General features: G+C 67.6%; 26 protein-coding genes and 1 tRNA gene. 7 read left to right on the forward strand and 20 right to left on the reverse strand.

Annotated features, from left to right (window positions below; genetic code table 11):
- Nucleotides 1-60: 60 nt before the first annotated feature.
- From AC5RTY_RS01530 to AC5RTY_RS01545, 4 genes are all read right to left on the reverse strand, one after another.
- A complete protein-coding gene (locus AC5RTY_RS01530) occupies nt 61-720 on the reverse strand; it encodes an MOSC domain-containing protein (RefSeq protein ID WP_494138831.1) in 660 nt (219 codons plus the stop codon).
- 30 nt (nt 721-750) lie between these two features.
- A complete protein-coding gene (locus tag AC5RTY_RS01535; RefSeq protein WP_494000545.1) occupies nt 751-1,203 on the reverse strand; it encodes a VOC family protein in 453 nt (150 codons plus the stop codon).
- A 79-nt stretch (nt 1,204-1,282) separates the two neighbouring features.
- Nucleotides 1,283-2,443, reverse strand: a complete 1,161-nt coding sequence (locus tag AC5RTY_RS01540) for a cystathionine gamma-synthase (RefSeq protein WP_494138832.1) — start codon at nt 2,441-2,443, stop codon at nt 1,283-1,285.
- An 11-nt stretch (nt 2,444-2,454) separates the two neighbouring features.
- Nucleotides 2,455-3,831, reverse strand: coding sequence for a cystathionine beta-synthase (locus AC5RTY_RS01545; protein WP_494138833.1), 1,377 nt, complete (start codon nt 3,829-3,831; stop codon nt 2,455-2,457).
- Nucleotides 3,832-4,007: 176 nt separating this feature from the next.
- Between AC5RTY_RS01545 and AC5RTY_RS01550 the strand changes: the two genes are divergently transcribed.
- The gene (locus tag AC5RTY_RS01550; RefSeq protein WP_494138834.1) at nt 4,008-4,985 is read left to right on the forward strand and encodes a DNA-3-methyladenine glycosylase family protein; all 978 of its coding nucleotides are present in this window, start codon (nt 4,008-4,010) and stop codon (nt 4,983-4,985) included.
- Nucleotides 4,986-5,085: 100 nt separating this feature from the next.
- Here the strand turns inward: AC5RTY_RS01550 and AC5RTY_RS01555 are convergent, their stop codons facing one another.
- On the reverse strand, nt 5,086-5,475 hold the full coding sequence (locus AC5RTY_RS01555; RefSeq protein ID WP_494138835.1) for a thioredoxin family protein: 390 nt from the start codon (nt 5,473-5,475) through the stop codon (nt 5,086-5,088).
- A 163-nt stretch (nt 5,476-5,638) separates the two neighbouring features.
- Here AC5RTY_RS01555 and AC5RTY_RS01560 point away from each other — a divergent pair, with 163 nt between their 5' ends.
- Nucleotides 5,639-6,046, forward strand: a complete 408-nt coding sequence (locus AC5RTY_RS01560) for a hypothetical protein (protein ID WP_494138836.1) — start codon at nt 5,639-5,641, stop codon at nt 6,044-6,046.
- A 73-nt stretch (nt 6,047-6,119) separates the two neighbouring features.
- Here AC5RTY_RS01560 and AC5RTY_RS01565 read toward each other — a convergent pair whose 3' ends face one another.
- The 3 genes from AC5RTY_RS01565 to AC5RTY_RS01575 form a co-directional block, all read right to left on the reverse strand.
- Nucleotides 6,120-7,193, reverse strand: a complete 1,074-nt coding sequence (locus tag AC5RTY_RS01565; protein ID WP_494025401.1) for a lipid II:glycine glycyltransferase FemX — start codon at nt 7,191-7,193, stop codon at nt 6,120-6,122.
- A 177-nt stretch (nt 7,194-7,370) separates the two neighbouring features.
- A tRNA-Tyr gene (locus tag AC5RTY_RS01570) sits at nt 7,371-7,452 on the reverse strand.
- A 95-nt stretch (nt 7,453-7,547) separates the two neighbouring features.
- Nucleotides 7,548-7,979: a hypothetical protein gene (locus AC5RTY_RS01575; protein ID WP_494012771.1), complete on the reverse strand. Its 432-nt coding sequence runs from the start codon at nt 7,977-7,979 to the stop codon at nt 7,548-7,550.
- 199 nt (nt 7,980-8,178) lie between these two features.
- Here AC5RTY_RS01575 and AC5RTY_RS01580 point away from each other — a divergent pair, with 199 nt between their 5' ends.
- Complete coding sequence (locus AC5RTY_RS01580) at nt 8,179-8,670, forward strand: YajQ family cyclic di-GMP-binding protein (protein WP_494000553.1); 492 nt, start codon at nt 8,179-8,181, stop codon at nt 8,668-8,670.
- Between the two features lie 173 nt (nt 8,671-8,843).
- Here AC5RTY_RS01580 and AC5RTY_RS01585 read toward each other — a convergent pair whose 3' ends face one another.
- Complete coding sequence (locus AC5RTY_RS01585) at nt 8,844-9,479, reverse strand: hypothetical protein (RefSeq protein ID WP_494138837.1); 636 nt, start codon at nt 9,477-9,479, stop codon at nt 8,844-8,846.
- Between the two features lie 110 nt (nt 9,480-9,589).
- On the opposite strand from AC5RTY_RS01585, the gene AC5RTY_RS01590 reads away from it, so the two are divergent.
- Nucleotides 9,590-10,021: a hypothetical protein gene (locus tag AC5RTY_RS01590; protein WP_494138838.1), complete on the forward strand. Its 432-nt coding sequence runs from the start codon at nt 9,590-9,592 to the stop codon at nt 10,019-10,021.
- A gap of 92 nt (nt 10,022-10,113) precedes the next feature.
- Here the strand turns inward: AC5RTY_RS01590 and AC5RTY_RS01595 are convergent, their stop codons facing one another.
- The 5 genes from AC5RTY_RS01595 to AC5RTY_RS01615 all read right to left on the reverse strand — a co-directional run bounded on the left by AC5RTY_RS01595 (nt 10,114) and on the right by AC5RTY_RS01615 (nt 15,807).
- Nucleotides 10,114-11,322, reverse strand: a complete 1,209-nt coding sequence (locus AC5RTY_RS01595) for a hypothetical protein (RefSeq protein WP_494138839.1) — start codon at nt 11,320-11,322, stop codon at nt 10,114-10,116.
- A gap of 235 nt (nt 11,323-11,557) precedes the next feature.
- Nucleotides 11,558-12,727 carry an NAD(P)/FAD-dependent oxidoreductase gene (locus AC5RTY_RS01600; protein ID WP_494138840.1) on the reverse strand — a complete coding sequence of 390 codons (1,170 nt, stop codon included), beginning with the start codon at nt 12,725-12,727 and terminating at the stop codon, nt 11,558-11,560.
- Nucleotides 12,728-12,831: 104 nt separating this feature from the next.
- Nucleotides 12,832-13,524 (reverse strand): histidine phosphatase family protein, encoded by a 693-nt coding sequence (locus AC5RTY_RS01605; RefSeq protein WP_494138841.1) that lies wholly within the window; start codon nt 13,522-13,524, stop codon nt 12,832-12,834.
- A 7-nt stretch (nt 13,525-13,531) separates the two neighbouring features.
- Nucleotides 13,532-14,401 (reverse strand): zinc metalloprotease HtpX, encoded by an 870-nt coding sequence (gene htpX / locus AC5RTY_RS01610; protein WP_493979860.1) that lies wholly within the window; start codon nt 14,399-14,401, stop codon nt 13,532-13,534.
- A gap of 125 nt (nt 14,402-14,526) precedes the next feature.
- Nucleotides 14,527-15,807, reverse strand: coding sequence for an MFS transporter (locus AC5RTY_RS01615; RefSeq protein ID WP_494138842.1), 1,281 nt, complete (start codon nt 15,805-15,807; stop codon nt 14,527-14,529).
- A 262-nt stretch (nt 15,808-16,069) separates the two neighbouring features.
- Here AC5RTY_RS01615 and AC5RTY_RS01620 point away from each other — a divergent pair, with 262 nt between their 5' ends.
- Nucleotides 16,070-16,531 (forward strand): Fur family transcriptional regulator, encoded by a 462-nt coding sequence (locus tag AC5RTY_RS01620; RefSeq protein WP_494000561.1) that lies wholly within the window; start codon nt 16,070-16,072, stop codon nt 16,529-16,531.
- On the forward strand, nt 16,532-18,031 hold the full coding sequence (locus AC5RTY_RS01625) for a catalase (RefSeq protein ID WP_494012777.1): 1,500 nt from the start codon (nt 16,532-16,534) through the stop codon (nt 18,029-18,031).
- 81 nt (nt 18,032-18,112) lie between these two features.
- Here the strand turns inward: AC5RTY_RS01625 and AC5RTY_RS01630 are convergent, their stop codons facing one another.
- Nucleotides 18,113-18,445, reverse strand: coding sequence for an ankyrin repeat domain-containing protein (locus tag AC5RTY_RS01630; protein ID WP_494013001.1), 333 nt, complete (start codon nt 18,443-18,445; stop codon nt 18,113-18,115).
- A 159-nt stretch (nt 18,446-18,604) separates the two neighbouring features.
- Nucleotides 18,605-19,192 carry a TetR/AcrR family transcriptional regulator gene (locus AC5RTY_RS01635; RefSeq protein ID WP_494138843.1) on the reverse strand — a complete coding sequence of 196 codons (588 nt, stop codon included), beginning with the start codon at nt 19,190-19,192 and terminating at the stop codon, nt 18,605-18,607.
- Between the two features lie 238 nt (nt 19,193-19,430).
- Between AC5RTY_RS01635 and AC5RTY_RS01640 the strand changes: the two genes are divergently transcribed.
- A complete protein-coding gene (locus AC5RTY_RS01640; protein WP_494025394.1) occupies nt 19,431-19,670 on the forward strand; it encodes a hypothetical protein in 240 nt (79 codons plus the stop codon).
- Nucleotides 19,671-19,751: 81 nt separating this feature from the next.
- Here AC5RTY_RS01640 and AC5RTY_RS01645 read toward each other — a convergent pair whose 3' ends face one another.
- From AC5RTY_RS01645 to AC5RTY_RS01660, 4 genes are all read right to left on the reverse strand, one after another.
- The gene (locus AC5RTY_RS01645) at nt 19,752-21,179 is read right to left on the reverse strand and encodes an FAD-dependent oxidoreductase (protein ID WP_494025393.1); all 1,428 of its coding nucleotides are present in this window, start codon (nt 21,177-21,179) and stop codon (nt 19,752-19,754) included.
- A gap of 181 nt (nt 21,180-21,360) precedes the next feature.
- Nucleotides 21,361-22,434, reverse strand: a complete 1,074-nt coding sequence (locus AC5RTY_RS01650) for a hypothetical protein (RefSeq protein ID WP_494138844.1) — start codon at nt 22,432-22,434, stop codon at nt 21,361-21,363.
- Nucleotide 22,435: 1 nt separating this feature from the next.
- Nucleotides 22,436-23,581: an SseB family protein gene (locus AC5RTY_RS01655; RefSeq protein WP_494025391.1), complete on the reverse strand. Its 1,146-nt coding sequence runs from the start codon at nt 23,579-23,581 to the stop codon at nt 22,436-22,438.
- A 36-nt stretch (nt 23,582-23,617) separates the two neighbouring features.
- Nucleotides 23,618-24,145, reverse strand: coding sequence for a hypothetical protein (locus tag AC5RTY_RS01660; RefSeq protein WP_494138845.1), 528 nt, complete (start codon nt 24,143-24,145; stop codon nt 23,618-23,620).
- Nucleotides 24,146-24,156: the final 11 nt, after the last annotated feature.

A 24,156-nucleotide genomic window follows, 5' to 3' on the forward strand; every position in this document is an offset into this window, starting at 1 on the left:
AAGCTTACGGTCCGGGGCGGCGCCGGACAACCGGGGCCCGAAGGAGCGCGGCCTGCGTCCTCAGGCGTGGAGCCGGCCCCGATCCAGAACCCTCCGGACCGCCTTGGCGACGTTGCCGTGCAGCGCAATCTCGCCGCTGGTCTCGGAGGCCCGCAGCGCCTGCGCCTGCCCGGGGCTGAGCCCCAGCGAGGAGTCGGCCACGCTGACGCCGTGCGCCGGGCGGAAAAGGACCTCGATGCTGTCACCGGCCGCCAGCGAGCCGGTGGCGATGACCTTGAGATAGGCGCCGGGCAACCCCTTGTGCAGGAAACGCTTGGCCCACCGGGGCTCGCCCATGTGGCGGGCAAAGGTGGCGCAGGGTATCCGCGGCATCGTCACTTCGACGACGACGTCGGGGCCCACCTGCCACCGCTCCCCCACCAGCGCCCCGCTGACGTCCAGGCCGGTGGTCCGCAGGTTCTCGCCGAACAGCCCCGGCGCGATGTCGCGCCCGAGCTCGGCCGACCACGCGTCGGCATCCTCCTGGGCATAGGCGTAGAGGGCCTTGAGCTCTCCGCCGTGGTTTTTGCGATCCGCCTGGACATCGGCGCGCAGCCCCATCGGGTGGACCGGCACCCGTCCGTCGACCGGGCGCTTGTCGATCCCGGTGATTCCCACCTTGCTGGCATCGGGCTTCAAGGCGTGCAGCCGGCAGAGGGCCAGCAGGGATCCGGATTTCATGGGGCAATCATAAGTGCGTCCGGTGCTGGCTCAGGCGTGGCCCTCGTAGCTGACGTCCTGTTCCTTGGCCGAGTCGGCAGGCAGCGGTTGCCCGCGGTATTTTCCGATGGCCCACAGATTTCCGTCCGGGTCGTTGATGCCAAAGCCTCGGTCGCCGTAGTCGGTGTCCTGCAGGTCCCGGATGATCGACGCCCCGGCCGCCTTCATGCGCTCGTACGCACCGTCCGGGTCGCGGGTATAGACGTTCAGCTGGGCCGAACCGGGTTCCCGGGCCCACAGGGTCCCCTCCGCGTGGCTGGAGACCATCACCATCCCGCCCTCGGGCCAGAGCAACTCGGCGTGCACCACCAGGCCATGCTCCTCGAACCGTGCATGCTCGATGAATCCCATGGCCCCGGTCAGGAACTCGATCAGTTCGTGGGCCTTGCGCGACTGCAGACCGGCGACGACGCTGGCCGGAGGGTACTGCTTGTTCGCATCCATGGACACAGTATTCTCTTCCGGCCCCGGACGCGCCAGAGGCGGCGGACCGGCCTGCCGGTACCGCCGCCTCCATGGGTGACTAGAGCTGGCCGAAGGCCTTTTCCAGGTCCGCGATCAGGTCATCGATGTCCTCGATGCCCACCGACAGCCGGATCAGGTTCTCCGGCACCGCCAGTTCGGTGCCCTTCACCGAGGCATGGGTCATCTCCGCAGGGTAGTTGACCAGCGACTCGATGCCGCCCAGCGATTCCGCCAGCGTGAACACCTCGGTGGACTCGGCCACCTTGCGGGCCGCCGCCTCGCCGCCCGTGAAGGAAACGGAGACCATGCCGCCGAAGCCGCGCATCTGTTTCTTGGCCAGCTCGTGGCCGGGGTGCTCGGGCAGGCCAGGATAGTAGACCGCCTCGACTTCGGCCCGGCCCTGCAGCCATTCGGCCACGGCCTGGGCGTTCGCCGAGTGCCGGTCCATCCGCACGCCCAGCGTCTTCAGCCCGCGGGTGGTCAGGAAAGCGTCCAGCGGCGCGGAGACGGCTCCCACCGCGAACTGCACAAAACCGACCTTCTCGGCGAGCGCGTCGTCGTTGAGCACCACGGCCCCGCCGATCACGTCCGAATGTCCGCCGATGTACTTGGTGGTCGAATGCACCACGACGTCGGCGCCGAAGGCCAGCGGGTTCTGCAGGTACGGAGAGGCGAAGGTGTTGTCCACGACCAGCAGCGCGCCGGCGGCGTGGGCCAGCTCGGCGAGGGCGGCGATGTCGGTGACCTTCATCATCGGGTTGGACGGGGTCTCTACCCAGAGGAACCGGGCCTTGTGCTCGTTGACCGCGGCGGCCACGGCCGACTCGTCGGACATGTCGACCACGGTGTGGCCGATCCCCCAGGAACCGAGCACGCGGTCAATGAGCCGGTAGGTTCCGCCGTAGGCGTCGTTGCCCAGCACGATGTGGTCGCCCGGGGACAGCAGGGCACGGATCAGCGCATCTTCGGCTGCCAGCCCGGAGGCGAAGGAGAAGGCGTGCTTGCCGCCCTCCACCGCCGCCAGCTGCACCTGCAGGGAATCGCGGGTCGGGTTGGTGCCGCGGCCGTATTCGTAGCCGTTGCGCAGCCCGCCGATGCCGTCCTGCGCGTAGGTCGAAGACTGGTAGATCGCCGGCACCACCGCGCCGGTGGCCTCGTCCGGCACCTGGCCGGCATGCACGGCGCGGGTGTTGAAGCCCTGGGTGTTCTCTGCGCTCATTCTTCTCTCCTTCAGCTCGTCAGGTAGGACAGCAGGTCGTGGCGGGTCAACACGCCCACCGGGGCACCGGCCAACGTCACCAGCACGCCGTCGACCGCCTGCAGCTTCTCGCGGGCGGCCGAGACCGGTTCCAGCGCCCCGACCAGCGGCATGGCCGCGCTCAGATGGTCGCCGACCTTGTCTGTCAGCTTCGCTTCGTTCTTGAACAGCTTGGCCGTCAGTTCGCGTTCGTTCACTGCGCCGACCACCTCGCCCATGACCACCGGCGGCTCCTGCGAGAGCACCGGCAGGGTCGAGACGCCGAACTCGTTCATGATCCCGATGACGTCGCGCACCGTCTCGTAGGGATGGGTGTGGACCAGGTCCGGCAGCGTGCCGCTCTTGCCCCGCAGCACCTCGCCCACTGTCGCTTCGTCTCCGCCGGCGATAAAGCCGTAGGACTTCATCCAGTCGTCGTTGAAGATCTTGCCCAGGTAGCCGCGTCCGGAGTCCGGCAGGATCACTACCACGATGTCGTCCTGCCCCAGCCCCTCGGCCACCTTGAGCGCTGCCACCACGGCCATGCCGGAGGAACCGCCGACCAGCAGCCCCTCTTCCTGGGCCAGCCGCCGGGTCATCGCGAAGGCCTCGGCGTCGTTGACGGCCAGCACCTCGTCCGGGACGGACTTGTCGTAGTTGTCCGGCCACATGTCCTCGCCGACGCCCTCGACGAAGTACGGCCGTCCGCTGCCACCGGAGTAGACCGATCCCTCGGGGTCGGCGCCGATGATCTTCACGGGACCGCCGGCGCGGTCGGCGGAAATTTCCTTGAGGTAGCGGCCGGTTCCCGTGATGGTTCCGCCGGTGCCGGCGCCGATCACCACGTGGGTGACCCGGCCGTCCGTGTCGCGCCAGATCTCCGGGCCGGTCGACTCGTAGTGGCTGGCCGGCGCGGCCGGGTTGTTGAACTGGTCCGGCTTGTAGCCGCCGTCGACCTCGGTCACCAGCCGGTCGGAGACGCCGTAGTAGGACTCCGGGCTGTCCGGCGCCACGGAGGTCGGGGTGACGACGACGTCGGCGCCGTAGGCCCTGAGCACGTCGCGCTTTTCCAGGCCCACCTTGTCCGGGGTCACGAAGATGGACTTGTAGCCCTTCTGCTGCGCCACCAGGGCCAGACCCACCCCGGTGTTGCCGCTGGTGGGTTCGATGACCGTGCCGCCGGGCTTCAGCCGCCCGTCCTTTTCGGCTTCTTCGATCATCTTCACCGCGATGCGGTCCTTGATCGAACCGCCCGGGTTGAAATACTCCACCTTCGCCAGGACGGTGGCGGCAAGACCTTCGGTCACTTTGTTCAGCTTGACCAGCGGGGTGTTGCCGATCAGGTCCAGAACGGAATTGGCATATTTCATGGGCCCAAATCTACCCGCCAGCGTATCCGGGGGCACATCCGGCGTAAGACGGGTTCATGCCCGGGGCCCGCCTGCGGCCACCGTGGGCCGCGCCTGCGCGGCTGCTTTCCCGAAAGGGGCTTGCCCGAACAGGCCCGGGTGAAAGAACGGTCCGGAGCGCGTGGGACGATTAATCCATGCTGTCCACCGCCACCGCGCCCGGCACCGGGCTCACCGCACTGGTGGAGTTTCCGGAGCCGTATGACTTGCGCGGAACCCTGTCCATCCTGTCCCGCGGCACGCAGGATCCCACCGCCCGGATTGACGACGCCGGTGCCTGGCTGACGCTGAATACCTCCTCCGGCGCGGCAACCCTGCGCCTCACCCGCGGTCCGGGAGGGCACGACGGCAGCCGGGGCACCGCCGTCGTCATGGGACGGGCCTGGGGGCCGGGTGCCGAGGAAGCGCTGGCCGGGCTCCCCGCGCTGCTGGGGGCGGACGATGACTGGTCGGGGTTCGACACCCCGGATTTCCATACCGGCCTGCCCCGGCTGGTGCGTGAGCCGCGCCGACGACATCCCGGGCTGAGGCTGCCGGCGACCGGGCGGATGATCGATGCGCTCGTGCCGGTGATCCTGGAGCAGAAGATCACGACCATCGAGGCACGCTACTCCTACAAATACCTCGTCCGCCGCCACGGGGCACCGGCGCCGGGGCCCGCACCGAGCGGGCTCATGGTCCCGCCGACGGCGCAGGGGTGGCGGCGCATCCCGTCCTGGGACTGGCACCGGGCGGGGGTGGACTCGAAGCGCTCGGGCACCATCATGCGGGTTTGTTCCTCGGCCGGCGCCCTGGAACGGCTGGCCTCGCTGCCGGCCGGCGAAGAACTGGCCCGCAAGCTGTGCACCGTCCCGGGGATCGGACCGTGGACCGCGGCCGAGACCGCGCAGCGCACGCACGGGGATCCGGACTCGGTGTCGGTGGGCGACTTCCATCTGGCGGCGTTCGTCGGCTTCGCCCTCACCGGACGCAAGACGGACGACGCCGGCATGCTCGAACTCCTGGAACCGTGGCGGGGCCACCGCCAGCGGGTGGTCCGGATGCTGGTGCTGAGCGGTTTCCGCAAGCCCGCGTTCGGGCCGCGGCTGGCGCCGCAGGACCACCGCCGGCACTAACGCTGCACCGACGCGGCACTGACGCCGGAAACACCGCTCGCCTTAAAGCCCTGGGGGCAGGGCATGCGCCCCGCCCCCTCCGGAGTCTTGACCGTTGTAGCTATTCGGAGGCCTGGCCGTCCTGCGCCGCCTGCTGCTGGGCCGACACCTGGGCGTGGACTTCCTGCATGTCCAGTCCCTTGACCGCGTCCACCAACTGGCCGAACTGGCTGGAGTTCAGGGCGCCGGGCTGGGAGAACACCAGCACCTTTTCGCGGAAGGCCATGAGCGTCGGAATCGAGGTGATGCCGGCCGCGGCGGCCAGGCCCTGCTCGGCTTCGGTGTCCACCTTGGCGAAGACGATGTCGCCGTGTTCCTCGGACGCTGCATCGTAGACGGGGGCAAACTGCTTGCACGGGCCGCACCAGTCGGCCCAGAAGTCAACGAACACAATGTCGTTCTCTTCGATGGTCTGCGGGAACTGGGCCTCGGTGATATCGATGGTTGCCATACCTCCACGCTAACGCGCCGGGTTGCGGCCTGTCGCCCCCTGTTCGCTCAGCGCATGAGCCGGCGCCCCAGCCGTTATCCACAATCCCCCGCCGGGGCTACCGGCCGCCGTTGCCGGATCCCTAAGGTCGATTCCACCAGAAACCGCGACCGGAGGATTCGACATGAACCGCTTCACCGTCCTGATTGTCACCGACGGACTGGAACTCGACGCCGCCATTTCCAAGAGCATCGCCGTGATGGACGAGTTGGAGGAACACCTGCCGTTTGCCCACGACCCGTCACGGAACGAGCTGTACGCCGTGGGTGAGGGCGCCGCGCTGAAGGGCAGGATCGGGCTCCCGCACGGCAGGCCCGGCGCCGGACCGGCGGCAACCTACGTGGGCGACCTGCACTGCATCTGGAGCGAAGGGCGGTGGTACACGCCAGCCGACTGTCCGCCTGCTCCGGCAGACCATAACGGCGCAACTGCCTGGCAGTGGCTGTACTACAACGTGATGCACCATTCCGGGCCGAAAACGTACTGCTTCCTCTGGGACATCCATCCGCTGCCGCTGGCCGAAGCGGCCTGAGCGCTCGCTGTCAGGGCAGCTACAGGGCCGGGCGGGCTGTTGCGAAGTGCCTCGCTCGGGCCGGCGGCGCCGCTCAGTAGAAGGGCTGGTTTCGGCGGCGCACGTAGAGCCCGCGGGCGATTTTTTCACCGGCAGCGGACCACAGCTTGTACTTCAACGGGGAGATCACCTGGTCATAGCAGCCGACGAAGTCGGTGATGGTCTTGGTGAAGCTGGTCTTGAACAGGCCCAGCCCGTAGTACTCATGTTCGGGGTTCTTCAGTTCCGACGACGGCGGAGTCCCGCACAGGTCGTAGCTGGTAATGCCCAGCTCCTTGAGCTGGTTCATGGCCGTCCACTGGATCAGGTGGGAGTCGCCGTACTGCTTCCGGCGCGGCAGCGATCCGCCGTCTTTGTAGGTGCCCTTGCGTCCGTAGTTGACCACGAACGCGCCCACCGACGGCTTGCCGTCTTCGTACGTGAACAGCAGCCGGCCCTGCCCGGCGGCAATGAAGTTGCCCCAGAACGCCTTGAAGTACTCGAAAGAGCGGACCTGCACGTTCTTCTGGCCCTGCTGCACCTGTCCCATCAGGTTGAACATCGCCCGGAAGTTCTCTTCCGTCGGTTCGGCAGTCACCACTTCGGCGCCCTCTCGGATGGCGCGGCGCACGGCGTTGCGCCCGCGGGACGAGAAGCTCTTGAGGACGACGTCCGGCTCCGGGGAGATGTCGACGATTGCGGTGTGGTCGTTCGGCTGCAGGTCGGGCATCTTGACCAGGCCTTCGCGCGCTAGAAGCGCGCGGGTTCCGTCCGTGGCCTCGACATCCGGCTCGATCCGGATCGCGAAGACGCCGCGTGCCTGCTCCCGGCAGAAGTTGCGGTTGGCCTCGAAGATGCCGGGCAGGTCCTCGGGCGAGGCGACGTCGGGACCCTTGATCATGTACCAGTAGTTGCCCAGCAACGGAACGTGCTTTTCCAACACCAGGTTGTAGCTGGTGTAGTCCTCGGTCTCATACGCCAGGTACAGCGGCTTCCACCCGTGGTCCGCCTTGACCTGGGCGTAGGCCTTGGCTTGGAGCATGTTGCCGCCGTTAGGGTTGGCCGTGACATGGCTGTCCCATGCCTCGATTTCCTCCGGCGTCGCGAAGCGGGCGGTGAATTGTCGCAAGAAAACTCCTCGTCGTGGCAGTTGGTCGTCGCCGGTCACATCCGCGGTCAAGTCTATCGACGCCGGTCCCCAACCCTGTGCCAGGGCATGAACCAGCGGCGGCCGGCATGGCCGGCAGGTACGGAAAAACCCCGTCCGACCAGTGATGCACCTGGTCAGACGGGGTTTCCCGTTCGGTGGCAGATGAGGGATTCGAACCCCCGTAGGCAATGCCAGCTGATTTACAGTCAGCCCCCTTTGGCCGCTCGGGTAATCTGCCGAACGCCTTCTTCAGAAGAAGACCGCTTCCCCGTGAGGAAGCAAGACAACTTTACACAAAGATCGGTCCAAGAATCGAATCGGGCTCCGCGGGGTCTACAAACCCCGGGAAATCCGCTCCTCCATCTGCCCGACGAACCGCTCTGCCTGCTCCGCGGTGACCAGCTGCATCCGCACCGCCTGATCCATCTCGCGGCGGATGCCGTCCAACCTGGCAGCGGGCCCGGAACCATTCCTCTCCCCCGCGGCGCTGGAGTCGGCGCCCGCGGCGCTGGACGGGTCGCCCAGGCCTGCCAACCCGCCATCGCCGGTGGCACCATCGAAGACGGCTCCGGCCGCGAGGTCCTGGCGGAGTTCACGCTCCAGCTCTTGGGTGTCCCGACGGATCATCGTCGCGGCGCCGGCCGCCGCGGCGGGCGCCTGTGCGGACGCCAGGGAGGCAGTGGCCGCCGAGGCCGGCGCGGAGCCCATCACAACCACTGTGGCGACGGCCGTTACGGTCAGGAACGAACCAGCGGCAACCCTCATCGAAGTGACTATGTACTGCGGGCGGGCTGCCATGTGTGTGCTTCTCCTGAAGATTGGTGTCGATACGGCTTCTCGATTCTCGCCAACCCGGATGAAGGAACAATGGACGGAACCTGCGTCCCAGCTGGGAAAGCCGCGCCATCGGATGCGATTCAGTAGGCTGGTGGCAAGACACATACGCCCCGACCCAGGAGGAACCATGGCCAGCGATTCTTCGTTCGACATCGTCAGCAAGGTGGACAAGCAGGAAGTCGCCAACGCGTTGAACCAGGCGCAGAAGGAAATCGCGCAGCGCTATGACTTCAAGGGAGTCGGCGCCGAGGTTGACTTCAGCGGCGAAAAAATCCTGATGAAGGCCAACTCCGAGGAACGGGTCAAGGCCGTTCTGGACGTGCTTCAGTCGAAACTGGTCAAGCGCGGCATTTCGTTGAAGTCGCTGGACGCCGGTGAGCCGTTCGCTTCCGGCAAGGAGTACCGGATCGAGGCCGGCGTCAAGGAGGGCATTGCCCAGGACCAGGCCAAGAAGATCTCGAAGATCATCCGGGACGAGGGCCCCAAGGGTGTGAAGGCCCAGATTCAAGGCGACGAACTGCGCGTCACCTCCAAGTCCCGGGACGACCTGCAGGAAGTCATTTCGCTGCTCAAGGGCTCCGACTTGGACGTCGACCTGCAGTTCATCAACTACCGGTAGTCCGGGAACGAAACGCCTGGCTCAGGTGGTTACCAGGCGTTAGTCCGTAGAGAGTCCGTAGGAGTGCCAAGGACCGCAGCCATAAGACCAGCGGCTGCGGTCCTTGTCTTGTCATGGGCCCTGACGCCACCCCACCGCAGCGGCTTGCCTGATGACGGATGGCAAGGGCACCCTCAAGGCTGATCAGCCGTGCGTGCGAGGAATTGACCCGTGCGGCGGAAATCTCTTATGAGAAAAAGGAGCCCGATCAGTGAGAGGAATGCCATTCCGGCAAAGACCCAGCCGAATGGATCATTCCGTCCCACGCCGTTGATGGCTTGAGCCATGAGAAACAAAGGGTAGAACGGCATCATCAACAGCTGCGTCGCAAGAGCCTTTCGTATCTGCACAGCCGCGCCGCGCGTTACCGTGAGATGCTCTGGAACGACTGCCGCCTTGCCTGCTACCTGCCGGCGGACGTGCTTTCGTTCCTCGCTCGTTAGCGACAGGGTCACGTCGACGTTTCCATATTCGGCTGCCGGTACGAGCCTTTTCGAATTGAAGATCAGACCTCCGATCATGGTCCCTAGCCCCGCAAGCATGCAGCCGAACGTTAGGTACGTTGGCCAGTCGCCATTAGAAGCCCCAAAGGCCAAAGCCGCCGCCAGGGAACCAATCGGGATCAGGACGATCACGCCCACTAGCCAGAATCGCGTGTAGTAGACCTTCACCGCGGCGCCCAGTCCGTTGTCTGCCAACCCCTGAGCTCTTTTCGCCGCTTTAGCCCAACGTTCGCTGGACTCGGCCATAAGATCCTCAATTCCGCCCAATCCCACTCCTTGGTGCTTTAGTTACCGCATCGCAACATTCGTTTCGTCCTTTACTGATCATTTCCCGCTTAGCGTGAGGCAAACATTGCTTCAGCCGAGACGGGAAGATCATGCGCACGCTGACCAGACTGAGCGTTGCAGCCGCGGTACTGCTGGCGCTGGCAGGCTGCACCAACCACCAGGCTCCCCGGGTGTCAGCACTGTCTGCCCCTTCCAGTACCGAGGACGACATACCGGCGGAGCGCTTAGAAGGGCTGGGCGTAGTTTCGGACAGCGTTCGTTTCCTGGCGGAAAAGGACGGCTACGCGTTCTACACCGCCTTGATGGACACCCCCGACCCCCGCGAAATGTGCTTAATAATGGACAACCCGGCATTCGGTGTTTATGCCGCCGGATGTGGCCGGCTCGAGCATACGGGCCCACTTGGACTCGAAGCCTCCGGAATCAAGGCCAAGCTAATCGCCGACGGATACGATGCGAAAACAGCACTGGCCAAAGGCTGGGTGCAGCCGCACCGGAACCTCCTGGTGCACGGGCTCTAGCCGCCTGCAGTAGCCGTCCGGCTTTGGCATGAGCGCATGACGCTGCCGCCCTCCCGGAGGGAAGGCGGCAGCCGTCAGACCCGGTTAGGAGTTTATGCCGCGCAGCGGTTGCTCCTCTGCTCTGCGTTGGAGGGGTTGTTGTAGCAGGTCTCGCCGGTGCTGCGGACGTCGGTCGTCACGATCGGCGCCCCCGGGGCCTCGGTCTCGACGACAAGCGGTTCGATGTCCTCACGGGTCACGGTGACAACCGGCTCTGCGGGCACGGTCGCCGTCGTAACCTCCTGCCTCGTTTCCCCTTCGGTGACCGTCACCACGGGGGCGATCGGCGCGCACTCGGTCTCCGATTCCTCGTCGCCCGGCCGGGTTCCGGTGGTCACGATCGGCGTGCCGGGAACCACTGCTTCCGTCACCACAGGAGTCCCTGGTTCCGTTTCCTGCGTCACCACCGGCACGCCGGTGGGGGTGGGGACGTCGGTGCCGCGCGGGAAGTTGAACGTGGTGATCGTCGTGGTGGTGGTCCGCGTTGTCGGCTGCGTAGTCGTCGCCGTGCGCTCCGTCTGCTGCGTCGTCGCGGTGGCGATCACCGTTTGGTAGGTCGCCGTGGTGCACATTTCACGCTGCTGGGTGCTGGTGAAGACCTCCGTGAACGGCGTCGTCGTGGTAATCAGCGTTTCCCGCGGCTGGGTCGTCGTGGTGACCCGTTCCTGCGGGGTGGTCGTCGTGGTGACGATCGTTGTGGGCGTCGTCGTCGTGGTCAGGACGGCCCTTTCGCATCTCTCCACGGGCTTCGCCGCCCGCTCGTTGTTCACCCTGCGGCAGTTGGTAGTCGCGGGCGTCTCGGTGCTCGTCGGCGTGCCCCGCTCCGTCCGGGTTGTCGACGTCGGAGTGCCGGGAACAACGACGTCCTCGCTGACGGCCTCGCCGGCATCGCGCTCTTCCTCGGTCACGACCGGGGTGCCGGCCCGCTCGGTCCTGACGACGGTCGCGTCGCCGACATTGCGCTCCTCGGTTGTCACCGTGGGATCCGGCTGCCGGGATGGAAGGGACGTGTCCACGGTGACAGGGTCGCCCACGGGCCGGTCCGGGCTGAACGTGGTCGTCGGAGTGCCTGACGGAACATCCGGACCTACGACGACGGTTTTCACGGTGCAGGTTTGATTATTGCCGTTGCCGCTGAGCGTTCCGCCCAGGGCTGTGCAGGCGGCCTGCCGTTCGGCTGGGCCGGCGAGCGCCGGACCGGCTGGCGCCAATGCGACGACGAGCCCCAACGTCGTCGCGGCCACCAATGACGAAAAACGCATGATGAACTCTCTTCCCCCAACTGAACCCCGCGCGGCGCGGATCCGGCGACACTAACAGGCGGACTAAACCGGCGGCAACGAAACTCAGGCGGATCCGAAAGAGTCGAGTAGTGGGCCGGATATATCCCCGTGTTTGCCCACCGGAAGCCGGGTATTTGCCCCGCTCCCGCCGGTAATCAGGCCCGCGGAAACCGAGTACGCGGTCGCGCCCCTCGGCCCCCTCCGAGTGCTGCGGTTACCGTGCCGCGGCGGTGTGGGGGCCGCGGGGCCAACTGTACGAACCGCTGCGTTTGAGCTCGCCCCGGATCCACGACAGGGTCATGCGGCACACCTGTTCCTTGACGAGGGCGCCGCCCCTGCGGCCCAGGGCGAACCGGCGCGGGGTGTCGTCGGCATGCACCGGCTGGACAAGTCCGGACCGCCGGCCCAGGCTGATGCAGCGCACCATGAACCCGACGGACAACTCCTGAGGGGAGCGCTGCCGGATCCGGGCGATGACGTTCTCTGCGGCGTGGGCACCCATGGGCATGGCCACGGCGCAGCCCATCCGCAGGTGCGAGGCCACCGTGTCCTGGGGGCGGACGGCGTCTCCGGCGCCGACGATCTCCGGGTACCCGGGGCAGGCCAGCGTTGAGTCGACGAGCAGCCTGCCGTGGTCATCGGTGGCCAACCCGCTCGCTTCGGCGAGGCCGGAAGCGCTGAAACCGGCCGCCCAGACGGTGCAGTTTGAGCCCAGGGCGGTGCCGTCCGACAGGATGATGCGCTGCGCGTCCGACCGGTCCACCCGGGTTCCGTCCATGACCTCGACGCCGATGTCCGCCAGCTGTGCCAGCAGGGATCGGCGGCCCCGCTCGGACAGGTCCGCACCTGTCCGCCCGCGCGAGACCAGCCGCACCTTCAATCGCGGAAGCGCCCCGGCAATTTCGGCAGCTGCCTCGATGCCGGTCAGGCCACCACCGATGACGCTGACGACGGCGCCGGGATCCAACTGCTGCAACGCGTGCTGCAGGCGGGCGGCGGAGGATGCGTCCTGCAGCGTGAAGCCGACTGATCCCGAAGGGACGGGTTGGCTCGCGCTCCCGGGAGCGTAGACCAGGAAGTCATACTCCAGCGCGGCCCGGCCGTCGTCGAAGTGGACGGTGCGCGCACGGGGATCGATCCGGGAGGCCGTGCCGACCACCAGGGCGGCCTCCGGGCGCAGCAGCGACTCCATCGGAACGGCGGCCGATGCCCGGCCTCCCGCCGCGACCTCATGCAGCCGTATCCGCTCGACGAAGTCGGCCGAAGGGTTCACGACGCTCACGCAGATCCTGCCCGCAAGCTCCTTGCTGCCGGCGAGCCGGTTTGCGGCCATGACTCCGGCGTAGCCCGCCCCTATGATGACAATCCGATGCTTAGCGCTCACCGTGAACTCCCTCTCGTGTGTGGTTACAGAGACAGGACACCGCCGCCGGCACATGTGTGACATCGGCCGGCGGCCGCTCCGGGTCCGCGCGGTTTTCTTGTTTGTCAGTCCCGGGAGTCGGGGCCGGAGGGGACGCTCCCGGGGTTGACCGGATCGGCGGTCGGGCCGTCGGTGAGCGGGTCGGCCAGTTCGGGCCCGCCAACGGCCTGGCCCATCCAGGTGAGCGCCTTCCACGCGTCGGGACCACCGTCGAGCACCACCACCCCGGTGTTGCTCAACTGGTTCCGGGCCACGAACGGGACCGTCAGATTGGACGCCCGGGCGCCGGCCCAGCTGCGGATCATGGCGCCGTGGCTGACCACCGCCAGGGTGCCGATGCCGGAGGATCGGGCTTCTTCAATCACGGCATCGAAGCGTCCGAACGTTTCGTGGCCGTCCGGGCCGCCCGGCATCCGGCGCTCCAGGTCGCCCGCCGCCCAGGCGAAGACCGTGGTCATGTAGGCAATGATGGAATCGCGGTCGCCGCGCATTTCCAGCTCGCCGGCCGAGATCTCGCGCAGCCCGTCCCGCACGTCCGTCTCAAGCTTCCGGGCGGCGGCCAGCGGGGACGCCGTGAGCTGGGCGCGCACGAGGGTGGATGCGAGCAGGGCGTCGATCGGCTCGCCGTCGAGCGCCTGCGGCAGCGCCCGCGCCTGTGCCTGCCCCAGGTCGGTCAGCTCAGCCCCGGGGGCACCGGTGTCCAGCAGCCCGCGGACGTTGGAGTGGGTCTGCCCGTGCCGGATCAGCAGCAGCCGCATGCCTGCCTCAGTAGCCCAGCGGGCGTCCGGCCATCCGTTCCAGCCGCGCCACGCGGTCGTCCATCGGAGGGTGGGTGCTGAACAGCTTCTTCGCGCCGCCGCCCTTGAAGGGGTTGGCAATCATCAGGTGGCTGGTATTGACCAGCCTCTGGTCCTGCGGCAGCGGCGCCTGCTGCGTGCCGTACTGCAGCTTGCGTAGCGCCGACGCCAGGGCCAGCGGATCGTCGGTCAGCGTGGCGCCGTCCTCGTCCGCGTCGTACTCGCGGGTGCGGCTGACGGCCATCTGGATCAGCATGGCGGCAAGCGGAGCCAGCAGCGACATGGCGATCAGCGCAAGCGGGTTGGCGTTGCGGTCGCGGCCGCCGAAGAACAACAGGAACTGCGCGACCGACGTGATCACGCCCGCCACCGCGGCGGCCACGGAGGAGGTCAGGATGTCGCGGTTGTAGACGTGCATCAACTCGTGGCCCAGCACGCCGCGCAATTCGCGCTCATCCAGCAGGCGCAGGATGCCCTCGGTGCAACACACGGCCGAGTTCTTGGGATTGCGGCCGGTGGCAAAGGCGTTGGGGGCCATCGTCGGGGACACGTAGAGCCGGGGCATCGGCTGGTTCGCCCGCGCAGACAATTCACGGACGATCCGGTACATGCCCGGCTGGTCGGCTTCGGTCACGGGGTAGGCCTGCATGCTGCGGATGGCGAGCTTGTCGCTGTTCCAGTAGCTGTAGGCGGTTGTGCCCACGCCGATCAGGGCCATGATCCAGATCCAGTTGGCGCTGCCGGTCCCGCTGGCCAGCAGCGCGCCGATTGCCAGCAGGAGGGCAAAGAGCCCACCGAGCAGGCCGGCCGTTTTCAGTCCATTGAAGTGGTTGTGCACCGCTTATGAGTCCTCTCCCGCGCCCATCGGCCCCGTGCCATGCAGGCACAGGGCTCCGTCTTTCAGTGTATCCACCGGTCACTTATTCCAACGCTGGAGTCCGGCGCCATGTTCCGCCCAGGCGCTTAGGGCTCGGGGTGCCTGTCGTTGTAGCGGGAGAACCGCGGCTGGAACCTGTGCAGCAGCCCGACGGCGCAGACACAGGCGACACCGCCGGCGAGCGCGGCAAAACCTTCGCCCAGCCACTGACCGCCGCCGCCGGCGACGGCATCGCCGAGCCGCGGGCCGCCGGCCACCACCACGATGAAGATGCCCTGCAGCCGGCCGCGCATGGCGTCCGGCGTCGCCGCCTGCAGGATGGTGTTGCGGAAGACGCCGCTCACCGTATCGGCCGCACCTGCCGCCGCGAGGCAGAGGGCCGCCGGCACGAGCCATCCGCTCACGTCCCCGGCGGCCGCGGCGTTTGTCTGCCCGGCCATGACGACGACGGCGCCGAACCCCGCGACGGCTATCCCCCACACCACCACGCACCACAGCACCGCCAGCCCCTGCCGGCGGACGCCTCCCAGCGGCCCCGAGAACACCGCGGCGATGAACGACCCGGCGGCGACAGCGGCCAGCAGGATGCCCGCCGTCGCCTCGCCGCCGCCGATGATGACCGCACCGATGGCGGGCATCAGGGCGCGCGGCTGGGCCAGGACCATCGCGGCCATGTCCACCAGGAACGTCATGCGGATGTTGGGACGGGTGCGCAGGAACCGGAAGCCTTCGGCCACCGAGCGCAGGCCGGCCTTCCGGACCTCGCCTTCGGGCGGGATGGGCGGCAGCTTGACCACCGCCCAGATGGCCGCCGTGAAGGTGAGGACGTCGAGGGTGTAGGTCCAGCCGAAGCCCACCCCTGCCACCAGCACCCCGGCCGCCAGCGGACCGATGGTCATGCCGAGCCCGAACGTCATCATGGTCAGGGCATTGGCGGCCGGCAGCATCTCACGCCGGACCAGCCGCGGCACGATGGCGCTGCGGGCCGGCTGGTTGAGCCCGGCCGCGGCCGAATGCACCGCGATCACCAGGTACAGCAGCCACACCTGTTCCAACCGGAACCACGCCTGCAGCGCAAACACGGCGGTGCAGGCCCACAACACCAGGCCGGAATAGAGCGCCACCTTGCGCCGGTCGTAGGCATCCACCACCGAGCCGCCGTAGAGGCCGGCCAGCACCAGCGGGATCAGCCCGACGACGCCGACGCCGCCCACGGCCAAGGTCGACCCGGTGAGCTGGTAGACCTCCAGGCTTACCGCCACAGCCGTCAACTGCGCGCCGATCGCGGAGAGCGAGGTTCCGATCCACAGCCGGCGGAAATCCGGGCTCTCCTTGAGCGGCGCCGTATCGGCGAACAACTTGGGCATGGCGGAGATTCTAGTTGCCCGCAGCACCTTTCCCGGGCGGTTTGAGCCCCGGCAGCCGGCGTGGCGGCCCGGCGGGCCGGCGGCCAGCGCGCCCGGGCGTCGGGAGCCCTGCAGCCGGCGCCGCGGCTGCCGGCGCGGCGCCCCGGCGGGCAGCATGCCCAGGGCGAGGTGCCTCCCGGCGGCCGGCGCCGCCGTCGTAGTGATTGGACTGAGTCCAGATAATTTTCTGGACTCAGTCCAAAAAAGGTGGCAGAATCGTTTCATGGTCGAGATGAGGGATCCGGAGGACTTGTTGCGCGAGGCGTCGCTGCGCGTGACCCGTCCGCGGGCGGCGGTGCTGGAAGCAGTCCGCGCGCACCCGCATGCCGACGCCGACACCATCATCGGTGTGGTGCGGGACGAACTCGGCGGCGTCTCCAAGCAGGCCGTCTACGACGTGCTGGCGGCGCTGACGGACGCCCGGCTGCTGCGCCGGATCGAGCCCTCGGGGTCCCCGGCGCGCTATGAGGCCCGGGTCGGCGACAATCACCACCACGTGGTGTGCCGGTCGTGCGGCAATATTGCCGACGTCGACTGCACCGTGGGCGAGGCACCGTGCCTGACGGCGGCCGAGGGCCACGGTTTCGCGATCGACGAAGCCGAGGTCACCTTCTGGGGCACCTGCCCCGCCTGCACTGCCACGAAAGACCTTCAATTGGAAGATCCGACAAGGAGCGATAACTAAATGGCTGATAACACCAAGCCGTTGACAACTGTTGCGGGCGCGCCCGTAGCCGATAACCAGGACAGCCTGACCGCGGGTCCCCGCGGCCCGATGCTGCTGCAGGACGTCTGGTTCCTGGAGAAGATGGCCCACTTCGACCGCGAGGTCATCCCCGAGCGCCGCATGCACGCCAAGGGCTCCGGTGCTTTCGGCACCTTCACGGTGACCAACGACATCACCAAGTACACCAAGGCCAAGATCTTCTCCGAGGTCGGCAAGAAGACCGAACTGTTCGCCCGCTTCTCCACCGTCGCCGGCGAGCGCGGCGCGGCCGACGCCGAGCGTGACATCCGCGGCTTCTCGGTCAAGTTCTACACCGAAGAGGGCAACTGGGACCTGGTGGGCAACAACACCCCGGTGTTCTTCTTCCGCGACCCGCTGAAGTTCCCGGACCTGAACCACGCAGTGAAGCGTGATCCGCGCACCAACCTGCGCAGCGCCGAGAACAACTGGGACTTCTGGACCAACCTGCCCGAGGCCCTGCACCAGGTCACCATCGTCATGTCCGACCGCGGCATCCCGGCGTCCTACCGCCACATGCACGGCTTCGGCTCGCACACCTACAGCTTCATCAACGACGCCGGCGAGCGTTACTGGGTGAAGTTCCACCACCGCACGCAGCAGGGCATCAAGAACCTCACCGATGCCGAGGCCGCCGCGCTGGTCGGCGTGGACCGCGAGTCGCACCAGCGCGACCTGCTCGAGTCCATCGACAAGGGCGATTTCCCGAAGTGGAAGCTCATGGTCCAGATCATGCCCGAGGCCGACGCGGAGACCTACAAGTACCACCCGTTCGACCTGACCAAGGTCTGGTCCAAGAAGGACTACCCGCTGATCGAGGTTGGCGAGTGGGAGTTGAACCGCAACCCGGAGAACTACTTCGCCGACGTCGAGCAGGCTGCCTTCACCCCGGCCAACGTGGTTCCGGGCATCAGCTTCTCGCCGGACCGCATGCTGCAGGGACGCCTGTTCTCCTATGGCGACGCGCAGCGCTACCGCCTGGGTGTCAACCACCACCAGATCCCGGTCAACTACCCGCGCGGCGCCGGGCTGGTCAACTCCTTCCACCGTGACGGTGCCATGCGCGTTGACGGGAACCAGGGCGCGACCCCTGGCATCAATCCCAACGGCTACGGCCGCTGGCAGGAACAGCCGGCCTACCGCGACCCGGCCCAGGCCGTGGGCGCCGTCGCCGACCGGTTCAACTTCCGCGAGGACGACGACAACTACTACGAGCAGCCCGGCATCCTCTTCCGCGAGAAGATGACCGCCGAGCAGCGGCAGGTACTGTTCGAGAACACCGCCCGTGCCATCGACGGCGCCTCCCAGGCGACCATCGAACGCCACATCGCCAACTGCACGAAGGCCGACCCGGCCTACGGCGAAGGCGTGCGCAAGGCCATCGAGGCCCTGCAGGCCGGCAAGATCTCCCCGGTCGACGTGAACACCGACTCGGCGTAACTGCCCCGCCTGACGGCATAAAACTGCCTGGAACCAGCCCTTGCGGCCGGTCCCGGGCAGTTTTTTCGTTCTAGTGGATTGCTACTTGTCCAGCAGATGCTCGCGGCCGAACATTTTGGCCGCATCGCGCGCGGACGGCGTGCCGGCATCCAGGTCCGCCCCAGCCGCCAGCAGCCTGGACACCACGGCGTCCTCGCCCTTGAACAGGGCGCCGGCGATCGGCGACTGGTCGCGCACGTTGCGGATATCGGGATTGGCCCCGCGTTCCAGCAGCATGCCCACCGTCTCTTCCTGCCCGTGGTAGGCGGCCAGCATCAGCAGGGTGTTGTGGTCGGAATCCAGCGCGTCCACGGGCAGCCCGTGGTCGAGGAATTCCGCGAGCTCGCCGGTCTTGCCCTCGCGGGCCAGGTCCATGGCGAGCGCAACCACGCGTCGGGTCTGTTCTTCGTTCAGCGGTATATCGTTCGTCACTCCCCCAGAGTATGCGAGCCCCTGCCGAATCACGACGGCGGAGCGCCCCTTCCGTCCAGCGGCGGCTCCCGCAGGGTGTCACCACGGCGCCGCGCGGACTTCTCAGGCGGCGGCCGCCAGGAAACGTTCCAGGAGCAGGTTGAACGCCGCCGCCGGCTCCCCGGTCTGGTCGGCAACCACCTGCCCGAACCACAGGCCGCACACGCCGGCGGCGAAGAGCGTTCCTTCGGCCGCCGCCGTCTGCTCCCCTGCCCCGCGGGCCCGCAGCCACCCGGTGGCGGCATCGCGCCAGCGGACGAACCCGGGCGGCCGCGCCGGCGGCACCGGATGGGTGGTGTGCCGGGCGGCCGCCTGCTGGATGGCCGCTTCGAATCCCAGGCGCTGCAGGGCGCGGCTGTGCGGGGTCTGCGAGTGCTCCCACACCTGGAGCAGCAACTGCCGCAGCTCCGGAACCGCCAGGCCGGCCAACTGCTCCGGCGACGGCGCGGAGAGATCGCCCTCGACCCGTTGCACAATCTCCTCGAGCAGCTGTTCCCGGTGCCCGAAGTGATAGACCAGCATGTAGCTGCTGATGCCCAGGGCTTCGGCGAGCGGGCGAAAGGACAGGTCCGCGAGGTTCTTGTCCTGCAGATAGGCCAGGATGTCCTCGAGCAGCTGCGGCTTGCGCTGCGGGTTCTGCGGTCTGGCCATGTGTGCCCTGCCTCCTTCTGCGTGGGACCTCAAGCGCCCGACGCGGATCGGGCGCCGGTGGATGCGGCCGGCCACCGGCTCGGCTTCAGCATAGTCGTTGCGGGCCCAACACCCGTCCTTCCGCGACATGCCGGGACGCCTCGCAGATAAAGGGCCGCCGGCTCCCATACTGGGCGAAAGGGCAGAAACGCGGAATCAGACCGGCCGGCGGCCGGCAGTGAAGCGGGCGAGGATGGCGATGGTGGCTCCAGTACAGTCCCTGCTGCAGCGGTGCGGCGGCCGCTTCCGGACCTGGCTCCACCGCCCGGAACCGGGAAGCCCACGAGGACCGGATGCTTCGCTCCCGGATCCTTACCAGGCGCTGCTCAGCTGCCTGCGTTCCACCTATCCCGAAGCCCGCCTCAGCACGCCCGGCGACGACAAGGTCCGCGTGGAACTTCCCGGCGGCGACGTCCTGCGCTTCTACCTCAAGCGCTAGCCGCGCGCCGCACAACGCGCGCCGACGCGGCGCCGGGTCGGGCGGGCACCCCGCGCGGAACCGAGTACCCGGTTCCGCGGATCAGTGCTGCGAGATCTTCACCATTTCTTCGCGCGGGACCACCTTGACGCGCTCGCGCTCGACGGCGGGAACATCGCCGTCGTTGTTTTCGGGGACGAAGGAGGCCCCGAGCTCACGCTCATGGGCATCCAGCTTCAACCAGCCTTCCCACGTGGTGTAGGCGACGCCTCGCTCCTCGAGCAGCTTGATGATCGCATCCTCGGCGGGGTCGGAGGCCGCGGGCAGGTCCAGCCGGTCCTCGAGCAGGAAGCCGATGGTCTCCAGCGCATCGCCCTTGGTGTGGCCGATCAGGCCCACCGGCCCGCGCTTGATCCAGCCGGTGGCATAGATGCCCGGCACCGGGTTGCCGTCCTCGTCCAGCACGCGCCCGCCCTCGTTGGGAATGACGCCGCGGCGGGCATCGTAGCCGACCTCGGGCAACTCGGAGCCGAAGTAACCGATGGCCCGGTAGACGGCCTGGACCGGGTATTCGACGATTTCACCGGTGCCGCGGACGTTGCCGGTGCCGTCCAGTTCGTTGCGCTCGAACCTGATCGCCGCCACGTGCCCGGCGCCGTCGCCGCTGCCTTCCACGATTTCCACGGGCGTGTGCAGGAAGTGCAGGTGCAGGCGGCGGGAAGCGCCGGTGTCCTGTTCTTCCACCAGCCAGTTGGTCAGGGTGTTGACCATCGTCTTGGTCTGGTTGTTGGAGCGGATCGCCTCGTCGGAGCCCTCGTCGAAGTCGAAGTCCTCCGGGTAGAGCACGATGTCCACGTCGCGCGAGTGCGAAAGCTCGCGCAGCTCCAGCGGGGTGAACTTCACCTGCGCCGGACCGCGCCGGCCGAAGACGTGCACATCGGTGACGGGAGAGTTCTTCAGGCCTCGGTAGACGTTGTCCGGGATCTCCGTGCTGAGCAGGTCGTCGGCGTGCTTGGAGAGCATGCGGGCCACGTCCAGCGCCACGTTGCCGTTGCCGATGACAGCGATTTCCTTGGCCTCCAGCGGCCAGTCGCGGGGCACGTCCGGATGGCCGTCGTACCAGGACACGAAGTCGGCCGCGCCGAAGGATCCTTCGAGCTCAACGCCGGGGATGTCCAGCTCGGCATCCTGGATGGCTCCCGTCGCGAAGATCACCGCGTCGTAGAAGTGCCGGAAGTCGCTCAGGGTCAGGTCCCGGCCGTAGTCGACATTGCCCAGGAAGCGGATGTCGCCGCGGTCCAGCACCTTGTGCAGGGCGTTGACGATGCCCTTGATCCGAGGGTGGTCGGGGGCCACGCCGTAGCGGATCAACCCGTAGGGCGCGGGGTAGCGGTCGAAGAGGTCGATGCTGACCTCGAAATCCCGCTCCGCCTTGGTGAGGATGTCGGCGGCGTAAACGCCGGCTGGTCCGGCGCCGACGATAGCCACCCTCAGGGGACGCTGGGTGATGGCCTCGGCAGAGTTAGACACGGGCAGTCCTTCTTCTTCGGGAATCCTCCTGCGCAATAAGCGCACAGTTTCCTATTCTAAATGCCCGCCGGTTTCCCTCCTAACAGTGTGCCGCGTATCTCACTGGCGCCCGGGCGCCGACGTGCATCGCCGGGGGCCAGGGACCGGTGCGGCTCGTCAGTCTTGCCGCATCGTCCGGCCCTCAGCCGGCGGCTCCCAGCCGATCCGGACCGAACAGCGGCGAGCCGTCGTCCGACTCGATCGACGCCAGCAGCTCCTCGATGGGCGCCCCGGAGTAATAGGTCAGGTGGCGCGCCCCGGTGCCGGCCGGGAAGAAGGCCCGGAACTCCCCCCGCTCGCTGGTGCCGGCGAGGGTGACGGGGTAGGCCTGGTCGGGGTCCTCGACCCGGCAACCGTATCGGTCGGTGTAGGGCAGGAAACCGTCCCCGGCGTCCGCTGCCTCCAGGAACCGGTTGGCCCGGCCGCTGAGGAACAACAGGCAACGCGTAAGTATGTCCGGGTCCTCGGTGCGCACGTAGGACCTTTTCCGGTCCGCGTTGTCGTGCGGCATTTCAAAGTCCAGGATGTACCCGTCGGCGGTCGCGCTGACGGTCGTGCGCTCTCCGGCCGCGTTCATGAACGCCCACTGATCGTCACGGATCAGCGGTTCGGCTATGGCGGCGTACTGGACGGCCTTGTCCATCCGTTCAGGCGGCAGTTCCGCCAGCCGCCCCGGCAGCCCTTGGAGAACGTGGCCAGGCCTGCCCGGCCCGAACAGCGGGGCACCGTCCGCCGCGACGAGTGACACCACGAGGGACCCCAGCGGAAGTGCAGCATACCGGGTGAAGATCCGCGCGTCGCGTGCCACCGGAAAGCCGGCGGTGACGGTGCCGCCGGGTCCCGTACGTTCGAGCACGGCGGGCGACTTGTGCGGCTTGCTGCGAAGCGTCCAGCCGCCGGCGTCATCCATCCCCTGGTCGGAGAGAGCCAGAAAGCGCAGGCCGCGGCGTTTGCGCTGCCAGAACGCCGCCCGGAACAACAGGCAGCGCAGCAGGGCCTCCGGGTCCGTGGTGCGGACGTATTCCGGTCTCCCGGGCCAGTAAGGCGCGATGACGTCCCGAAAGACGAAGCCGTCGGCCTCGGCGGCGATGGACATCCGGACGCCGTAGTCGTTCCGGACGGTCCAAGCGCCGTCCTCCAGGGAACTGCTGCCCCCGAACCACTCTGCAGCTGTCGTCAGCAGGGCTTCATCCAGCTGCCCCAGGTGGGCTGCCATGTCAGAAGTCCGAGGCGCGGAGCAGCGCTTCCGGGCCGGCGGGGTCCACCACCATCGACAGTTCGGGCCTCTGGCGCAGCATGTCGATGGCCCAGGTTGCCGGCACTTCCCTGAATTGCGCCGCCGGCCGGAAAGCGGCGACTTCCGGCCCGGACGAGAACACGGGAAGAATTGGCCCGCCGTCCTGGCCCTTGAGCAGGATCGGACCCCCGTCGGAGCCACTCTCGTCCGAACGGTCAACCGCCAGAACGACGGCGCCGGGCCGCTTGAGCTCTTCCGCGACGGCGTCGGTGCCGCCCTGGCCCGCCACGGCCCGCTTCAGGCCGACATTGGCCAGGCTCCCGGCCGCGAAGCCGATCTCCGGACGACCGAGGGCGCAGGCGGGGCCCGCGGGATTGATGTAGAGGTAGGCAATGTCCCGGTGGCCGTCGACGAACTTCAACAGGTCCTCGCCGGGCTGGACCCAAGACACCGGTGCTCCCGGCCGGCCCGTGGAGGCACGGAATTCGGCCAGCTTCTCCTGTGAGGTGAAGGCGAGCACGGCAGGCGAACCGTGGACTTCGACGACGCTGATGCCTGGGCGCCCGGCGTTGTCGGTGGCATCGAGCAACACTTCGCTGCCAATCAGGTGGCGCAACACATTGACTGCCGCAGCCTTCCCCGGATTCTCGCTGAACTTCGCCACGGCGTCGGCGACCAGGCGGTTGTCCAGCCCGCGCCGGCCGTCGTGTTCCTTCTCCGCTTCTGGTGCGGGCCCCTGGTCGGCGGGTTCTCCCAGACCGAAATCGGGGGCGGGCTGGTCGAAATTGAAGTAGGTGTCCAGGGAGTATTTCGGTTCCGGCCAGTCCCGTGCGGAGAGGTTCACGGCGGCCGAGCGCCAGGATTCTCCGTTCTCCCCCGCGCTAAGGCTGTGCAGTTCGACGGCGGCGTCGAAGGGCGCGGTGCCGGGCTGCAGGGCGCCGGCATTGGCCGCGGCCATGCCCCCGCGGTCTTGAGTGATCCGCATGAGCATGGCGTCGGCGGATGGTTTCAGCTCCAGCACCATCCGGTCCCAGCCGGGCTCGGAGTTGACCGCCTGCAGCATCCAGCCGGCGAGTATCTCGGCCAACTGCTGTTGGCGGAGCAGCACAGGCGTCTGTTCGGACATGGAGTGGGTTCCTTCTTCCGGGAGGGTGCGGGGGAGCTACTGGGCGGGATCCTGGAAGGGAGCCCGTTCACTGCCAAGCACCAGCTCTTCGGTTGCCGGGTCGAGATACGGCACGTCCAAACCGTTGCTTTCGAGGATGTCGCGCATCCAGCCGGGAACCCGCTCCCGTTCGCGCGGGAACAGGGCCAGCTCGGCCTGGACCGCAGCGGGAGGTACCGGCATCTGGAGGGCGCCCGGGGCAGGTTCCAACGGCTCCGTGTCGAACCGTTCGAACCGCGGCTCTTCGTCAGGGACCAGGGTCAGCCGGGCGGCGAACCATGTGCCCTTGCCTTTGGTGTAGCTGGCGGCTTTGTCCGACTTCAACGCCCTGCGGTCCAGCGGCACGGCGTCGGAGAAGTTAATGCTGACCCATGCGCCTTCCGCCGTTTGTGCCATCTCCGTCCAGGAGACGGTTGCACCGTAGATCTCGAACTCCAGCCGGATCTCCTGATAGGTCCGGAACCGCGAAGAGGCCTCGGTTGCCATGGCCGACAAAAACTCGTCGGAGAGCAGCTGTGATGTCACGGGGAGTACAT

It is taken from the genome of Arthrobacter sp. Y3224055, from assembly GCF_059090825.1.

Coding starts and splice junctions, on each gene's coding strand:
- AC5RTY_RS01530 (WP_494138831.1), bottom strand. CDS start 720: ATGAAATCCGGATCCCTGCTGGCCCTCTGCCGGCTGCACGCCTTGAAG.
- AC5RTY_RS01535 (WP_494000545.1), bottom strand. CDS start 1,203: ATGGATGCGAACAAGCAGTACCCTCCGGCCAGCGTCGTCGCCGGTCTG.
- AC5RTY_RS01540 (WP_494138832.1), bottom strand. CDS start 2,443: ATGAGCGCAGAGAACACCCAGGGCTTCAACACCCGCGCCGTGCATGCC.
- AC5RTY_RS01545 (WP_494138833.1), bottom strand. CDS start 3,831: ATGAAATATGCCAATTCCGTTCTGGACCTGATCGGCAACACCCCGCTG.
- AC5RTY_RS01550 (WP_494138834.1), top strand. CDS start 4,008: ATGCTGTCCACCGCCACCGCGCCCGGCACCGGGCTCACCGCACTGGTG.
- AC5RTY_RS01555 (WP_494138835.1), bottom strand. CDS start 5,475: ATGGCAACCATCGATATCACCGAGGCCCAGTTCCCGCAGACCATCGAA.
- AC5RTY_RS01560 (WP_494138836.1), top strand. CDS start 5,639: ATGAACCGCTTCACCGTCCTGATTGTCACCGACGGACTGGAACTCGAC.
- AC5RTY_RS01575 (WP_494012771.1), bottom strand. CDS start 7,979: ATGAGGGTTGCCGCTGGTTCGTTCCTGACCGTAACGGCCGTCGCCACA.
- AC5RTY_RS01580 (WP_494000553.1), top strand. CDS start 8,179: ATGGCCAGCGATTCTTCGTTCGACATCGTCAGCAAGGTGGACAAGCAG.
- AC5RTY_RS01590 (WP_494138838.1), top strand. CDS start 9,590: ATGCGCACGCTGACCAGACTGAGCGTTGCAGCCGCGGTACTGCTGGCG.
- AC5RTY_RS01595 (WP_494138839.1), bottom strand. CDS start 11,322: ATGCGTTTTTCGTCATTGGTGGCCGCGACGACGTTGGGGCTCGTCGTC.
- AC5RTY_RS01605 (WP_494138841.1), bottom strand. CDS start 13,524: ATGCGGCTGCTGCTGATCCGGCACGGGCAGACCCACTCCAACGTCCGC.
- AC5RTY_RS01615 (WP_494138842.1), bottom strand. CDS start 15,807: ATGCCCAAGTTGTTCGCCGATACGGCGCCGCTCAAGGAGAGCCCGGAT.
- AC5RTY_RS01620 (WP_494000561.1), top strand. CDS start 16,070: ATGGTCGAGATGAGGGATCCGGAGGACTTGTTGCGCGAGGCGTCGCTG.
- AC5RTY_RS01625 (WP_494012777.1), top strand. CDS start 16,532: ATGGCTGATAACACCAAGCCGTTGACAACTGTTGCGGGCGCGCCCGTA.
- AC5RTY_RS01630 (WP_494013001.1), bottom strand. CDS start 18,445: ATGGACCTGGCCCGCGAGGGCAAGACCGGCGAGCTCGCGGAATTCCTC.
- AC5RTY_RS01635 (WP_494138843.1), bottom strand. CDS start 19,192: ATGGCCAGACCGCAGAACCCGCAGCGCAAGCCGCAGCTGCTCGAGGAC.
- AC5RTY_RS01640 (WP_494025394.1), top strand. CDS start 19,431: ATGGTGGCTCCAGTACAGTCCCTGCTGCAGCGGTGCGGCGGCCGCTTC.
- AC5RTY_RS01650 (WP_494138844.1), bottom strand. CDS start 22,434: ATGGCAGCCCACCTGGGGCAGCTGGATGAAGCCCTGCTGACGACAGCT.
- AC5RTY_RS01655 (WP_494025391.1), bottom strand. CDS start 23,581: ATGTCCGAACAGACGCCTGTGCTGCTCCGCCAACAGCAGTTGGCCGAG.